Origin of the sequence: Pseudoalteromonas maris (assembly GCF_049257235.1) — a bacterium.
Taxonomy (GTDB): Bacteria; Pseudomonadota; Gammaproteobacteria; order Enterobacterales; family Alteromonadaceae; genus Pseudoalteromonas.
On the sequence record NZ_JBMMUF010000010.1, the window covers coordinates 104,412 to 120,322 of the forward strand.

Annotated in this window: 14 protein-coding genes; 7 read left to right on the plus strand and 7 right to left on the minus strand. The window is 45.8% G+C overall.

What is annotated here, in order from left to right; all coding sequences use genetic code 11:
* Positions 1–90: 90 nt before the first annotated feature.
* Positions 91–684, plus strand: a complete 594-nt coding sequence (locus AAEU32_RS13515) for a tRNA-uridine aminocarboxypropyltransferase (protein WP_421971066.1) — start codon at positions 91–93, stop codon at positions 682–684.
* Complete coding sequence (locus tag AAEU32_RS13520; protein WP_421971067.1) at positions 681–1,469, plus strand: CLCA_X family protein; 789 nt, start codon at positions 681–683, stop codon at positions 1,467–1,469. The genes AAEU32_RS13515 and AAEU32_RS13520 overlap by 4 nt, the downstream gene beginning before the upstream one ends.
* 20 nt (positions 1,470–1,489) lie before the next feature.
* Here AAEU32_RS13520 and dcd read toward each other — a convergent pair whose 3' ends face one another.
* A complete protein-coding gene (dcd, locus tag AAEU32_RS13525) occupies positions 1,490–2,080 on the minus strand; it encodes a dCTP deaminase (RefSeq protein WP_421971068.1) in 591 nt (196 codons plus the stop codon).
* Between the two features lie 2 nt (positions 2,081–2,082).
* Positions 2,083–3,168, minus strand: coding sequence for an iron-sulfur cluster carrier protein ApbC (gene apbC, locus AAEU32_RS13530; protein WP_421971069.1), 1,086 nt, complete (start codon positions 3,166–3,168; stop codon positions 2,083–2,085).
* 171 nt (positions 3,169–3,339) lie between these two features.
* Between apbC and metG the strand changes: the two genes are divergently transcribed.
* Positions 3,340–5,373: a methionine--tRNA ligase gene (metG, locus tag AAEU32_RS13535; protein ID WP_421971070.1), complete on the plus strand. Its 2,034-nt coding sequence runs from the start codon at positions 3,340–3,342 to the stop codon at positions 5,371–5,373.
* Between the two features lie 68 nt (positions 5,374–5,441).
* Here metG and AAEU32_RS13540 read toward each other — a convergent pair whose 3' ends face one another.
* Positions 5,442–6,410 carry an NAD(P)H-quinone oxidoreductase gene (locus AAEU32_RS13540; protein ID WP_421971071.1) on the minus strand — a complete coding sequence of 323 codons (969 nt, stop codon included), beginning with the start codon at positions 6,408–6,410 and terminating at the stop codon, positions 5,442–5,444.
* A 174-nt stretch (positions 6,411–6,584) separates the two neighbouring features.
* Between AAEU32_RS13540 and AAEU32_RS13545 the strand changes: the two genes are divergently transcribed.
* Positions 6,585–10,424 carry a coiled-coil domain-containing protein gene (locus tag AAEU32_RS13545; RefSeq protein WP_421971072.1) on the plus strand — a complete coding sequence of 1,280 codons (3,840 nt, stop codon included), beginning with the start codon at positions 6,585–6,587 and terminating at the stop codon, positions 10,422–10,424.
* A gap of 339 nt (positions 10,425–10,763) precedes the next feature.
* Positions 10,764–11,246, plus strand: a complete 483-nt coding sequence (locus AAEU32_RS13550; RefSeq protein ID WP_421971073.1) for a GNAT family N-acetyltransferase — start codon at positions 10,764–10,766, stop codon at positions 11,244–11,246.
* Positions 11,247–11,281: 35 nt separating this feature from the next.
* Here AAEU32_RS13550 and AAEU32_RS13555 read toward each other — a convergent pair whose 3' ends face one another.
* Complete coding sequence (locus AAEU32_RS13555; protein WP_421971074.1) at positions 11,282–11,692, minus strand: hypothetical protein; 411 nt, start codon at positions 11,690–11,692, stop codon at positions 11,282–11,284.
* Positions 11,693–11,855: 163 nt separating this feature from the next.
* Between AAEU32_RS13555 and AAEU32_RS13560 the strand changes: the two genes are divergently transcribed.
* On the plus strand, positions 11,856–12,788 hold the full coding sequence (locus AAEU32_RS13560) for a LysR family transcriptional regulator (RefSeq protein WP_421971075.1): 933 nt from the start codon (positions 11,856–11,858) through the stop codon (positions 12,786–12,788).
* Positions 12,789–12,908: 120 nt separating this feature from the next.
* A complete protein-coding gene (locus tag AAEU32_RS13565) occupies positions 12,909–13,298 on the plus strand; it encodes a hypothetical protein (RefSeq protein ID WP_421971076.1) in 390 nt (129 codons plus the stop codon).
* Positions 13,299–13,351: 53 nt separating this feature from the next.
* Here AAEU32_RS13565 and AAEU32_RS13570 read toward each other — a convergent pair whose 3' ends face one another.
* The 3 genes from AAEU32_RS13570 to AAEU32_RS13580 all read right to left on the minus strand — a co-directional run bounded on the left by AAEU32_RS13570 (position 13,352) and on the right by AAEU32_RS13580 (position 15,841).
* A complete protein-coding gene (locus AAEU32_RS13570; protein ID WP_421971077.1) occupies positions 13,352–14,536 on the minus strand; it encodes an isocitrate/isopropylmalate family dehydrogenase in 1,185 nt (394 codons plus the stop codon).
* 172 nt (positions 14,537–14,708) lie between these two features.
* Positions 14,709–15,287: a YceI family protein gene (locus AAEU32_RS13575; protein ID WP_421971078.1), complete on the minus strand. Its 579-nt coding sequence runs from the start codon at positions 15,285–15,287 to the stop codon at positions 14,709–14,711.
* Entirely contained in the window at positions 15,284–15,841 is a 558-nt protein-coding gene (locus AAEU32_RS13580; RefSeq protein WP_421971079.1) for a cytochrome b, read from the minus strand. The genes AAEU32_RS13575 and AAEU32_RS13580 overlap by 4 nt, the downstream gene beginning before the upstream one ends.
* Positions 15,842–15,911 lie beyond the last annotated feature (70 nt).

The following is a 15,911-nucleotide window of genomic DNA, read 5'->3' on the forward strand; positions in this document are numbered from 1 at the left end:
TCTATCTATGAGAATAGCAAATGGATACCTTGGAGCAAATAGCTAAAGCTATTACAATGCACTACACAGACTCTGACTTAGGTGTCCACTATGGCTCGCACGGTGTGCTCAACATGCAATTATCCAACAACCTCCTGTGTGTGTGAACATGTGCAGCATGTTGCTAATCAGACCTGCGTATGGGTCTTACAGCATCCTCATGAAACCAGTCAAGCCAAAAGCACAGTGCCTCTATTAGGCTTATCACTCAATAAGTTACGCATTTGTGTCGGCGAATTCCCTGACGATTTCACAGACGTTCAAGCGCTCTTACCACAGCACTGTGCACTGCTATACCCTTGCGATAATGCGCTCCCCCTCGAGCACCTCGATAATGCAGCTAAAACACAAATAAAACACCTTATTGTCATAGACGGCACGTGGGGCAAAGTGCATCGAATTTGGCAGCAAAACCCGTGGTTACATAGCCTCAATGCACTGAGTTTTGCTCAGGTGCCAGCATCTCGTTACGCCATTCGCAAAGCCAATCGCGAACACAGTCTCTCTACTTTGGAAGCGACTGCTTATTGTTTGGAATACTTGGAGCGACTTGATGCGCAACCTTTGCGCGTACTTCTTGATGGCTTTGTGAAGGTGCAAACGCAACACATGCCAGCTGATGTAAAAACACGATATCAACTATGACGCAGTTGATGGCTTATAAATACCGCAATGGGCCAGATTATCGGTTCTCTGTGGATGTCGACTTTACTGAGGTGCGCAGCACATTTGGCCTTAAAGCAATCTCAGTAGGTCGGTGGGTAACAAAAGAAGAGCGTCAGCATGGCGCTAACCTCATCTATGACGCGCTGGCAGATTTAACACAGATACTGTGCATTCCGCCTCAGGTAATAGGACTTCGCGAAACACTCACGTTAGCATTTGGTCAAGGTGGGCAATTAGGCGTACAAGCCCATTATCACGGCGCAACGCGCACCCTTGCTTTGGCTAAACATGCAGGTAGTGGCGCTTTGGCGCATGAGTGGTGGCACGCATTTGACCACTACATCTGTCCTTTTTTATTTCAACACAAAGTCAGTGCAAAATCATTTGCAAGCAAATTGTGGTTAACCCGCCAAGATTACCGTGAGCATCCGCTCAATGAGCCGCTTCTAGTACTATTTCGGCACCTGTTTTTAGACTCATCAGCAAAGCAAAGTTCTGATTACGTGCAAAGGAGCGCAGCGGTGGATAGCGCTGCAAAACAACTGTACTTTGCAATGCCTGAAGAGCTCGCCGCAAGAGCCTTCGAACATTATATTCAAGCCAATGCACTGAAAAACCACTATCTCGTCAGTGGCACGAAGCGCAGTAAGCTAGCCAAGCTTGGCGTGTTCCCAACAGCCAACGAGGCAAAATTACTTGCCCCGTGTTTTAGCCAGTATTTTACCCAACTTGGACATTCGTTAAGCCAGCAAAGAAACGCCTAGCGATACGCGCTATCGGATTTTTATTGCTGTCCCTCATCACCAATGCGACTGGCGAGGGCACTATTTTGCCCTTTGTATTTTGCATCTTCACGGGCGTTGTAAGGCTTCTCAGCTGGACTTGAAAGCGTTTCAAAACTCATTGCTCCAATTTTCATATTCGGGCGCAGTGCTAGTGGAAGTTTTCCAGAGTTATAAAACTCTAATACGATGTTACCCGACCAACCTGGATCGATGCGATGCGCAGTCACGTGCACCATCAAACCCAATCGTGCCAGTGATGAACGGCCATCTAACCAACCCACGATATCAGCAGGCAAAGTGACTGACTCATAGGTCATCGCTAACGCCAATTCCCCTGGGTGCAAGAAAAAGGCATCACCCTCTCCTATTGTGATTTCATCACTCATGATGGACTCCATCGCAGCATTGAGCTGTTCTTTGGGGCCACTCAAATCAACATAGGGTGCGCGGTGATCTTGGAACACTCTGAATTTGTTACCTAAACGCAAATCTACACTCACGCCTGAAATCATTTGCTCGCTTGGCTCGGGTGTAATAACAATACGCTCATCGCGTAGGTATTCTTTTATATGGGTGTCTGATAAACGCATGGTTAGTCGTCCGTTATAATTATTTCAACGCTGCTTTGAGCGCCTTCTTGATAATATAATTGGCTTGCGCATACGCGCGCTGCCATAGAAAAATGCTCTGCTAAAGAAGTGTGTTGTTGTGCTAAATCACCACCTTGCTCGGAACACTCACGAATAGCGATAGCGAGCGGCAATTCGGCCAGTATTGGTACCCCATAACGCTGCGCTAGTTTCGCCGCGCCATCAGCACCAAAAATTGAGCTCGACTCATGGCAGTGCGGACACTCAAATTGGCTCATGTTTTCTACTAAACCGATAATCGGCACGTTCACCTTATTAAACATCGCCACCCCTTTTTGGGCGTCTGCCAGGGCTAAGTCTTGTGGCGTGGTAATAATCAATGCTCCTGAAGCTGGTACCTTTTGCGACATGGTCAATTGAATATCGCCAGTCCCAGGTGGCATGTCTACAATCAAATAATCAAGCTCACCCCATTGTGTCTCATTAAGCAATTGCATCAGGGCTTGCGACGCCATCGGGCCGCGCCATACTGTGGCGTCGTCTGGATCTACTAAAAAGCCTATTGATTGGGCCTTGATGCCGTGTTGCTCCATAGGCAACAAGCTTCTATCATCTGCTGCGTGTGGTTTTTGTTGTTGTAATCCAAGCAACAAAGGTATGGAAGGGCCATAAATATCGGCATCTAAAATGCCAACTTTGGCACCTTCATGTTTAAGTGCCAACGCCAAGTTAACCGCACATGTCGACTTTCCTACCCCCCCTTTACCAGAGGCAACCAGAATAATGTGCTTAATGTGCGCGAATTTGGCTGCGCCGGTGAGCTTGACGCTAATTGAAACCGCAACGTCTCGTTGCAAACATGCACTAAGGAACTGCGATAAAGCAGGCGCTTCTTGCGCACATGCAAAAGGCATCACCAACTCACAGGTGTGCTCATTACTTGTGCGTTGAACCGCTTCTTTGGGCACGCCAACAGGTAAAGCAGTGCTGCGATAGCCAGCCAAATGTTGTTGATACTGAGACTGCCATTGTTGGCTTGATGATTTTGAAAACAACGACGGCTTTTTGCCAGAACCAAATCCAAACATAATTAACTGCGTAAATATTTAAAGAAGCGTAATGAAATATGCCGCCAAATTATGTAACATTCGGGGCATTAACACCAGTCTATTCACCCAAGTGGACAATCTTATTGCTCGCTGCTGCGACAAAAGCGTGGTTTGCTTGGGAAATCGTATTTGAGATGGAATGAGCATCCTATGACTAAGAGAAAAATTCTCATCACTAGCGCCCTACCTTATGCTAATGGGCCAACACACTTAGGTCATTTATTAGAGTATATTCAAACTGATATCTGGGCACGCTTTCAAAAATCGCAAGGCCATGAAGCATACTATGTATGTGCTGACGATGCTCACGGCACGCCAATCATGCTCAATGCCCAAAAGCAAGGGATCACACCTGAGCAAATGGTGGCAAATGTAAGCGTCGAGCGCCAACGTGACTTTGCTGACTTCAATATTGAATTCGACAACTACCATAGTACCCACTCAGATGAAAACAAAGCACTCAGTGAGCTTATCTATAACCGTCTTAACGAAGGTGGTTACATCAAAAAGCGTACTATTTCGCAACTTTTTGACCCAGAAAAAGAAATTTTCTTACCGGATCGCTTTGTAACAGGTACATGTCCAAGCTGTGACGCCGAAGACCAAAATGGCGATAGCTGCGATGTATGTGGTGCAACCTATGCGCCTACCGAATTGAAGTCGCCACGTTCTGCCATGTCTGGAGCAACGCCAGTACTGCGTGACTCGGAGCACTACTTCTTCGACTTACCGGCGTTTGAAGGCATGTTAAAAGAGTGGTTACGCTCGGGTTCTATTCAAGATGAAATGGCTAACAAGCTTGACGAATGGTTTGCAGACGGTCTGCAGCAATGGGATATCAGTCGTGATGCTCCATACTTTGGCTTCGAAATACCAGGTGCTCCGGGCAAATACTTCTACGTTTGGCTAGATGCGCCAATTGGTTACATGGCCAGCTTTAAAAACCTATGTGACAAATCTGGTATTGATTTCGATGCATTTTGGTCAAAAGATTCAGATGCTGAGCTGTACCATTTCATCGGTAAAGATATTATTTATTTCCACAGTCTTTTCTGGCCTGCAATGTTAGAAGGTGCTGATTTTAGAAAACCAACTAACGTCTTTGCCCATGGTTTCGTTACCGTCAATGGCGCCAAGATGTCTAAGTCTAAAGGCACATTCATCAAAGCGCGCACCTATCTTGAGCACCTAAACCCTGAATATCTGCGCTACTACTTTGCAGCGAAACTAGGAAGCGGTATCACTGACCTTGACTTAAACTTGGAAGATTTCGCACAACGTGTGAATTCAGACTTAGTAGGTAAGGTTGTTAACATCGCCAGTCGTTGTGCCGGTTTCATCACTAAGAAATTCGATGGCAAACTTAGCGCGACAAACGCCGAGCCAGAGCTGGTTGCACAATTTGCAGCCGCGCGCCAGAGCATCGCTGCACATTATGAAAATCGTGAGTACTCACGCGCTGTTCGCGAAATCATGGCCCTAGCCGATAAAGCAAACCAATACATTGATGCCAAAGCGCCGTGGGTACTTGCTAAAGATGAGAACACACTTGAGCAAGCGCACGAAGTGTGCAGTGTTGGCTTAAACCTATTTAAGATCCTAATGACCTACTTGCGTCCTATTTTGCCAGCCATGGCGGCAAACGTAAGCGAGTTCTTAAATGACGAACTAGCATGGGACAAAGTAGATGCGCCGCTTGTTGACCACTCTATCAATAAATTTAAAGCGCTAATGCAACGTGTAGAAATGGACAAAGTGAACGCCATGCTTGAAGAATCAAAAGAAAGCCTTGCACCACAAACTCAAGGGGGGGCTGCAATGGAGTCAAACGGTGAAGTAGAAAAAGATCCGATTGCAGATGAAATCGAGTTTGATGATTTCGCCAAAGTAGACCTTCGTGTAGCGAAAATTGTTAATGCTGAACACGTTGAAAAAGCAGACAAATTGCTTAAATTGACGCTTGATTTAGGTGGGCAACAACGCCAAGTATTTGCAGGTATTAAGTCAGCTTATAGCCCTGAGCAGTTGATTGGCAAATTAACGGTTATGGTGGCTAACTTGAAGCCGCGTAAGATGCGTTTTGGTATGTCAGAAGGTATGGTGCTTGCTGCAGGTCCTGGCAAAGACGAAATTTACATCCTCGAACCACATGACGGTGCTAAACCGGGCATGCGTGTGATGTAAAAGCCCCGAACAATACAAAAGGCCAGCATTGCTGGCCTTTTTGCTTTATGTATAACTGATACTACCAACTAATCGTGCTGTAAAATCACTTTGCCTATATTTTCATTATTCTCTAATCGTTGGTGCGCTTGCTCAACATCTCGCCATGAGTAAATAGAATCAATAACGGGTTTTATAAGCCCCTGCTGTATCTCAGGGCCAAATTGACTCGTTAAGTCTTGGACCAATTTAGATTTATAAGAGATAGAGCGATTTCGTAAAGTGGAGCCAATTACTCGCACACGTTTCGCTAGCACTTTAGCCATATCCAGCTTTTCGCAATAACGCCCACCTAACATTGCAAGAATAACAATAGTGCCATCCATCGCCATAACCTCGATATCCTGACGTATATACTCACCTGCTATAGGGTCAATAACCAGATCAATCTTAATGTCTTGCGCTTTTAAATAGTCGCACCAATTGTGTTCTTTATAGTTAATCACCACATCAGCGCCCAAAGCTTCACATGCCTCACGCTTTGCTTGATTGCCTACAGTCGCCACCACGCGTGCTCCAAGGCGCTTTGCTAATATGATTGCTGCGGTGCCTACACCACTGGCTCCTGCGTGTACGAGTAAAGTATGAGGGCGGCCAAACTCAGGGGACTGGCGAAGTGCGTCAAAAGCGGTGAAAAACACTTCACAAAAACCCGCTCCCATTTCATATGAATAGGACGGTGGCAAGTCAATGCAATGCTCGTAGTGCACGCACACATATTCGCCATATCCACCACCAGCGCACAACGCCATAACCCGCTTACCTAGTAACTTTGAGCTCACTCCATCGCCCACAGCAACTATCTCCCCCGCTGCTTCTAAGCCCAAAATATCGCTGTCTCCTACGGGTGGCGGGTAGAGCCCTTTTCGCTGTAAAAGATCGGCGCGATTAACCGCGCTAGCATGCACTTTAATCAACACTTGTTGATCTTTTGGAGTAAGATCATACTTTTCTATGATAACTAGCTGTTTATTTTCATTTAAATCAATTGTTAGCATTGTGTAATACCAATTTCTCGTAGTATGATTAAACCTGTATCTTTAGGGACAAATCTACAACTAAAATAGTAATTATTATCTGCCACCGCATTCTTGGCTCGAATTTTTTTATTAGATACGCTGCCTAGTGGCTGTTTTAATGCTATCCTAAATATCTGTTGGGAGGATAGGTTGATGACTCAATATAGCGAAATCAAGGCTGTTTGTGACGAACTACATCGTCAAGGGAAGCCTATTACGTTAGAGGTACTGTTGCGACATGTAGACGGTGACCGCCAAGCTATATTAGAACATTACCGATTATGGCGCAGTGAAGACCGTTCGGCGCGCCCGCAAGAAACAGCTCAGCAACCCATGCAGATGCAACAAATGCATATGCAGTCCCCCGCGTCATTCATGCCGTCTATGCCCACAGGAGCGCCAAACCCATCAGGTAATGGCGATATGCAATTTTCTGATCAGTTCATGGAAGCATTCAGAGCGCAAAGCGAAGCATACGCGCGCGCTCAAGTCGCCCCTGTTCAAGCGCACCTTCAACAAGTTATCCAGTCCGAGCATGCTGTAAAACAAAGCCTAGAACAGCTGCAGCAAAAATATGAAGAAGTGCTACAAAAAAATGAAGAGCTCAGTGAACGTATCAATGCACGTCAACAGCAGATTGATACTCAAGCAAACCAACTAGCACAACAAGAGCAGCAACTATCAAGCTCACAAGACCTTGTTGAGCAGGCAAAGGCGCAAAGCGAACAACAAATTACCGAGCTGCAAAGTCAATGTGAACAGCTCAGTGAGCACAATAAGACCTTGGCGGACGAAGTCGCACAGTCGCAACAAAAACTTGAATCACAAACACAGCAGCTTGAGCAACAACAAGAACAACTTGCCACTACCACACAAGAGCTTGAAAAAGCACTCGCTGAGGGTGACGAAAAAGCGTCTTCCCTGCAACAAGAGTGTATTGCGCTAAAAGAGCAAAACCAGACGCTTAGCTCTGAAGTTGAAACCTCAGGGCAACAACTCAAAGAACAAGCTCAGCAGTTAGAGCAACAACAGCAACAGTTAACCCAAGCGCAAACGCAACTTGAGCAAGCACAGGCGGAAGCTCAAAGTACAACAGCACAACTGCAACAACAATGCGACGAGCTTAGCGAACAAAATACTCAGTTGAGCGCTCAAATTGAACAAGCGCAACAACAGGTAGCGGATCAAACGCAGCAACTTGCCGAGCAACAACAAGCTCTAGCTGATGCCAAGGCACAGTTGGAACAGGCTCTAGCAGATAGTGGTGAGCAAACCTCGGCTTTACAGCAACAGTGCAGCGAACTGAGTGACCAAAACCGCAGTCTGAGTGAGCAAATTGATGAAGCGACGCAGCAACTGACGGCTCAAGCACAGCAACTGCAAAGCCAAAGCCAAGAGTTAACTGACACTCAGGAGCAGCTAAGTAAAGCGCTTGAACAAGGCGATGAACGCGCCGCGTCATTGCAACAACAATGTGATGAACTGAGCGCCAAAAACCAGGCCCTCAGTGAGCAATTAGCACAAGCCGAGCAGAAAATTTCTGCGCAAACAGAAGAATTTGAACGCCAACAGCAACAGTTAGCCCAGGCTCAACAACAGCTCAATGACGCGCTAGCTAATGGTGATGCTCAAGCGGCTGCACTACAGCAACAATGTGAAGAGTTAAGTGCTAAGAATTCAGCATTAACTGAGCAAGTAACAACTGCTGAGCAACAAATTAATGAGCAAGCTGAGCAACTTGAACAATATCAGCAACAATTAGCGCAAGCCCAAACTCAAAGCCAGGGGCAAATTGCGTCACTGCAACAACAAAGCGAAGAGTTACAACAACAAAATTCACAGCTTGCAGCCAAAGTAGAGGCATCTCAAAACCAAATCCAATCGCAAGAGCAACAGCTTGAGTCATATCAACAACAGCTTAGCGATGCACAACAGGCTCAAGCACAAAGTAATGAGAAAACCTCTGAGCTACAACAACGTTGTGATCAATTAGTTGAGCAAAGCGAAGGCCTGAGCCAAAAAGTGACCGCATCCGAACAACAGATGCAGGAACAAGCGCAACAATTAGAAGCCTATCAGCAGCAAATTGCTGACGCACAACAGCAGCTTCAACATGTACAAACTCAAAGTAACGAACAAACTGCGGCTCTTCAGGCCCAGTGTGAACAGTTAACGGAGCAAGAAGCTCAGGTTCAACAACAACTAGACTCAGCGCAAAAGCAAGTTGAAACGCTCACTAACCAGTTGCAGCAAGAGCAACAAAAACTCTCTCAAAGCCAAGAGCTACATAGCAAAGCGCAAGAGGAAGCGAGTGCACAACTAGCAGCACTCAAAGGGGAAAATGACCAGCTTAGCGAGCAAAATGATAGCCTCAGTGACAAAGTTACAGCCACCGAGCAGCAGTTAGCGTTACAAACTCAAAAAGTAGCTCAAGTACAACAGCAACTTGAAACAGCTCAAGAGCACCTTGAATTAGCCCGCTCTGGTGCTGACGAACAACTTGCAGCTCTGCAGAGCGAAAATAAAACGCTGGGCGAGCAAAACTCGTCATTGAATGAGCAAGTCACCGTTGCACAACAGCAAATTGAGCAACAAACTAAGCAAATCGATAAACAAACAAGGTTACTTGATACCGCTAAGGAACAATTAGCGTTAGCGCAAAGCGGCGCACAAGAGCAAGTATCAGCCCTGCAAAAAGAGATTACTCAGCTCGATGAACAGAACATTTCGCTTAGTGAGCAAGTAACCAATGCTCAACAGCAAATTGAACAACAAAGCGCTGAAATAACGAAACAACAACGCATTGTAGAAAAGGCCAAAGAGCAACTCGCATTAGCCCAATCTGGCGCTGATGAGCAGCTGAGTACGTTACAGCAGGAGAATGCGCAACTTGATGAACAAAAGCAAGCGCTTGCACAACAATTTGACGCAGCTCAAAAACAAATTGAAACCCAAGCCCAACAGCTTGAGAAGCAACAAGAGCAGCTTGCCAAAGCCCAAGAGCAGCTCACCCAAGCGCAATCGGGTGCTGATGAACAAGTAGTCGCCCTGCAGCAAGCTCAGCAACAGTTAAGTGAAGAGAATGCTAAGTTATTAGCCGATATTAGTGCTAAACAACAAGCTATTGATACGCAGAATCAAGAACTTGAAACGACTAAAGCAGCGTTAGCAAAAGCACAGCAAGAAATTCAAACGCTCAGCGCAGGTGGCGATGAGCAAATTACCGCATTGCAAAAACGTATTGATGAATTTGATAGTGAGTTTGCGACAGTTAGCAAGCAGCGTGATGAGTTCGAACAAAAACATGACGATTTAGTTACTAAAATTGCCGTGTTACAGCAAAGCAAGGCTGAACTTGAGGCACAAATTGATGCTGCGCAAGGTCAACAAACAGAGCAGCAGCCGCAACTAGAGAAACTGCGTAAAGAAAATAGCCTACTTAAAGAGCAAACCGCACTCGCTGCGCGACACCAAGAAACACAGCGCGAAGAAATGCGTCAGTTGCGTGAAGCTAATAAGGCACAGCAAGAGCAGATTGTCGCTGCTCAGGCCGAAGTTGCACAGGCACAAGAAACTAGCACTAAACTGCATGATCAGGTGCGTTTCTTGAAGAACAACTCTGCCTCAACTATTGAGCGTTTGACCTCAAGCAACGATCAATTGCAGCAAAAGGTGCGTGAGTTGCAAGAGCAACTCAATGCCGGTGCTCCTCCAGCGCCAGTAGCTGAACAAACCGTAGATGACAGTCAAAACCAAGAGTTAATTGATGAAAACAAACGCTTACGCGAGCAAATTACATTCTTGAAGCAAAACTCTAATGCTACACTTGAGCGCCTGTCTAAAAGTGCGACATCAGCACAGAGTCGTCTAAGTGAATTGGAGAACAGCCTGGCTGAGACCACAGCTGAGCTTGAACGTTTACGCGGGCAATCAGGTGGGACCCAAGCAAAGAAGCCCGAAGAGGATGACGACTACGGCGTTCAGTCCGCATAACGTCATCCATAGCTATTCATTCAGGGGAAGCCTAATTTGCTTCCCCTTTTTCATGCCCTGCATTTAAACTCGCTGTGAATATGCTACCTAGCGTGCTAAATACCGTGTTCACAGCGTTAAAATCTTTCTTTGTACAGTAACTGCATAAGTGAAATCTTGCCTTGTTAGCAGATCATTTTCCCAACTCGTATGTGATCACCTAGTTATACCCATTAGTCTTACCGGGAAATGTGTATCAATACCGCTTCCCTTGATGTACCTTTATCGTTATAGCTGCTGGACGTTCGTTAACAAACGCATTGAGCACATGCTCACGCCGTACCTAAACCTGAGAGCATTATGATAAAAGCAATCACTGAATCAAACTTTCATGACTTTTGGCCTACTTTTTCGAGCATTATTGATGCACAGCAAAGCTATGCTTTGGAGCCAGACATGGATATTAACCAAGCCTATGAACTGTGGTGCAAAATCCCTCACAAGTCCTATGCACTAATAGAAGATGGGCAGGTATTAGGAATTTATTACCTCAAAGCAAACGCTATGGGGCCATCAAAGCACATTTGCAATTGTGGCTATATGGTGGCTGAGGCTTCACGAGGTAGGGGGGTGGCAAAAAGAATGTGCGAGCATTCACAGCACCAAGCCAAAGAGCTAGGTTATTTGGCTATGCAGTTTAACAACGTTGTTAGTACCAATACCGTCGCTGTATCACTGTGGGAAAAGCTTGGGTTTAGTGTTATTGGCACCATCCCACGTGCATATAATCACAAGCAATATGGCTATGTTGACAGTTTCATTATGTATAAGTGGCTTACCTAGCGCAGCATGTAATGTGTATCACATGCCGACAATCATCAGTGTAATTTGCGCCACACTTCATATTCAACAAGCACACCATCTTGATACAGACGATGGTGCCACTGGTTGTCTTTGAGCGCATAATCAAACGCCAATCTTTTATTCAACAGCGACGGAATATTGCCGTAATCCACGTATTCAACAAATTTGTCATCTTCGATAGCACAACGACCACCTGCGGCATAGTGGAACTGCCCCTGTCTTTGGGTCACGTAATTGAAATACCCTGATGCTATGACCTTAACACTGCTTATTAGTGGCGCATTGGCAACGGTTTTACCCTGCTTAGTGTAATATTCTCCCCTCACGAATTGCCAACTGCCCTCCAGCTCCCCACAATTAGAAGCATTGGCTAAACAAGGTACAACTAACAGCGCTGATATTCCCATAAGTCTGGATAATGTCATGATCTAATTCCTTTTATTAAGTGTTATATCCACCATATCAATTAACCATTATGCTCGACACACCCTAGCTATCACCAAAAGAAATAATGACTATTTTCGTGGACATTAGCGTTATAAAAAGTGCTGCGATACAGTAGCTATGAAGCAACAAATGTGAATTATTATGAACTTACGGCAAGTTGACCTGAATTTACTGGTTTATCTTCAAGTGTTGTTAGAAGAGCGCAGTGTTTCGGCTGCTGCAAACCGCTTGGCGTTAACTCAAAGTGCCATGAGTAACGCGCTAAAACGTCTGCGCGATCTGTTCTGCGATCCCTTGTTGGTGCGCAGCGGCAGCACCATGATGTGCACAGAAAAAGCACTGGCACTCAAACCTCAACTTGAACAATTTTTAAATGTTGCTCAGGCCATCACCACTCAAGAGCATGAATTCACACCAACAACTGTTAGCCATACCTTTCGCATAATGGCGAATGAATTTCTGGTCGCGTCACTGTTAGTGCCCTTTATTAGGGATGTTGTGAGCCGTTATCCTGGGATTAAAATTGATTTGATTCACCCCAGTGACGTCACCCTCAGCGAACTCGAACATGGGCAAGTGGACATTGCCATTGACCGCTTTACTCGGATGCCCGCTTCGTTTCACCAAAGTACCCTGTGGCGTGATAATTACTGCTGCCTAGCCGACGCGCAGCATCGCATCCATACACACCTCGATATCGACACCTACCTTGAGGCAGCACATATTTGGCTCAATCGCAGTGGATTTGGTCCAGAGCCGGTGATAAAAAACCGTGAGCCGCAAAAGTTGGGTTGGGTAGATCAAGCACTGGCGCAACAAGGCCACCGGCGAAACATCGCTGTATATGCTCGCCATCACAGTTTAATTGCTGACTTGTGTACCCAGTCAACGCTTATTGCCACGCTACCAAAAAGGCTCGCAGAGCATATTGTTGGCAGCACACGCGCTCCTCTAGCAATCAGTGCTGTGCCCTTTCCAATCGTTCCTATTAGCGTGTCTATGCTTTGGAGCCCATTAATGCATCACAGCCCAGCACATAGTTGGTTACGTAAACAGCTACAAACGTTTGTATGAATACCGTCACAACATTGATGTTATAAATACTAAATATCGATTTCATCCATTTCATAAATAGCATGATGTTCCTTAAAGTAAATATTAACAAAATAATGAACAACGCCAATGGAGGCACCCATGCTATCACGTCAATACAAACACTATGATTGCATTCACATTAATGCTGAGCTCGACACCTTCATAGCTGAGCAATTGCGCGCGTGTGCGAGCACACTTAGCCTGAATGATTTCTATCAGGCACTTGCCCAGTTAAATGATGAGTTTGGTGGCTACTGCCGTGCATGTGGTGATAATGCAATTACCCTTGATGCGCTGCGCGAACACTACCCTAATGCTGCCACGGTAACGGCGACTCAAGCTGATATCTTGGATGAAGACAATTGCCCAGTACCTGTGAGCATGTTGTTCATTATGCTCGATGAGCTTGGGTTAGCGCCCAAACTCGGAAGCAACGAGCCTACACGCCTTCGCGCCCGTGAATTACTGCGTGGTGCACTAGCGGCATGACCGTAAGGCATTCTAAAGCGTCAGTTGCTATGCCTCTCAACGCGCTGACGCTATTAATTTAACGCTTCACTTATCGTCGCAATAATGCGCTCGGTACTTACCCCTTGGTTGAGGCTATCTCGCGTATTGAGCTGAAACAACTCGCCGTGTGCATTTATTACAGTACTGAGCGCATGCCACAACGCCTGAGCAGGCTTATGCAAGTTTAGGTGCTGCAACATCAATACTGCCGCCCAAACGGATGCACAAGGGTTCGCCAAGCCTGTTCCTGCAATACGCCTAAACGGACCATGACTAGGCTCAAATAAAGCCATTTGTGCATTGCAATTCACACTCGGAACAATACCCACTCCACCGACAAGTGACGTCGCCAAGTCAGCAAGTAAATCTCCCGCAAGGTTGTTACACACTAATACATCAAATTGTTGAGGTTGCTGCGCCATGCGTTGCATTACGTGATCTAGCATCATGTGCTCTACCACCAGCTGGTGCTCTGGTGTCGTCAATGTGTATCTGTGGTCCTGCGCGTCGCTATGCAAAGCATAATTCTCTTGTAAATACTCTAAGGCCCAGCGTTGAAATTGGCCCTCAGTTAACTGCCACGCATTGCTTTTATGCACTAATGTTACTTTCTCACGACGATGGCTAATAGCGTATTCAATGGCATGTTTAACGAGTCGATGCGTCGCTTCACGGGAGCAGTTTTTGATGGCTAACGCGCAATCATCTACAAAACGTAGACGAAAATATCCAAGCTCTTGCTCTAATACATCAATAATCCGCTGTGCATCTGGGGAGCCAGCACCTAACTCGATACTGGCAAAACTGTCTTCACTGCATTCTCTAAAAACCACTAAATCGATACTATTAGCGTCTTTAAGTGGCGATGGTAATCCGTGCAATGATTTGATCACTCGCATATTGCAAAATAAATCGAGTTCTTCACGCAAGGCTATATTCAATGAGCGAAAGCCACCACCGATAGCGCTACTCATCGGCCCCTTAAGCGCAACGCTCAACGTTCGTAGCGCCGAAATGGTCTCTTGTGGAAACCACTCTCCATCACCCGCCTTCGCCGCCTGCTCCCCCAGTAGTAACGGGTGCCAATGTATGTGTGTATCTTGTTCGCAATGAAGTGCGATTGCCTCGTCCACTAAGGTGCGTACCAAGGGCATAACCTCTGGCCCAATGCCATCACCGTCAATGTATCCAACATCGAATTTGATTGTGTCACGCATTATCTACACTCTGTGTTGGGTGAACCTAATCACAGTTATATCAGCGTCTTAATTGCTAACCAAATTTCTAAATACTGTGTTGGGTATTCATACAAATGATGATTTTGGCGGGAACGTTATGGTGTGGTAAATATTGTGCCACGCCAAGAGCTCAGCGTGGCACAGTAGACAGTTACTTACGAATGCCTTCGATTGATAATTCAATATCTACGTGAGTTGATGCCGGACCTAGGTTGTAATCAATACCGTAGTCCTTCAGTGCGATGCGCGTATTGCCTAGAAAACCAACACGGTAGCCGCCCCATGGGTCTTCACCCTCACCTATTTTCTCTATGTCAAATGAGATTGTTTTAGTCACCCCATTGAGCGAGAACTCGCCAGTGACAGTCGCGTTATCGGCGTCACTGAATACAACGCTGCTACTGTTAAATGTCGCTTTTGGATTTTCAGCCACGTTGAGAAAGTCATCGCCACGTAAATGTTTGTCACGCTCTGCATGATTCGAATCGATACTTGCTGTATCGATTACTACATTGATTTTTGATGCGTTAGCATTGGCTGGATCGTAACTAAATTCTCCAGAAAAGGTATTAAAACGACCATACAACCAGCTATAACCAAGGTGCTTAATTTTAAAATTAACAAATGCATGCGCTCCTTGCGTATCGATAACGTAATCCGCAGCGTGCGCTAGGTTGCTAGCCGTCATGAGTGTGCCCGCTAAGGCGATAGGAGCCAGTAGTTTTTTCATGATTTATTTCCTTTTGTTACTTTCAGCATGCGCACAAGGGTGCGATCGCGATTAATAAAATGATGCTTTAACGCTGCCAATGCATGTAACGAAGCAGCGCCTATCACTGTCCAAGCAACATACAAGTGTACGATGCCAGCGATATCTTCTTGATTATCCACAAGCCTGCCTATTGCTGGCACGGTGAACAAACCAAAAACCTCTATCCCTCGACCATCAGCGGTTGAAATAAGATAACCACTGACAAACAACGCCAACAACAACACATACAACAACAGGTGCACGAACTTGGCACCAAGCACCTGCACTTTGTCATTTGTTAATGGCTGTGGCTGAGTTTGACTCAGACGTATGGCTACTCGTACCAGCAATATCACTGCAAGAGTTAGCCCCACACTTTTATGCAAATCGAGGGAGCCTTTGTACCATTTGTCATAGTATGTAAGCTCAACCATGTACAAACCGAGCGCAAATAAACCAACAACGCTCGCCGCCACAAGCCAATGAATAATAATGGCGATAAGGCCATAGCTATGCTTTGTATTTTTCCACATAACATTGTTCCAAATTCGTATTACGCACATCATATAAGTAAGGTTCAAAAATAAATATGGCGAATGCGCG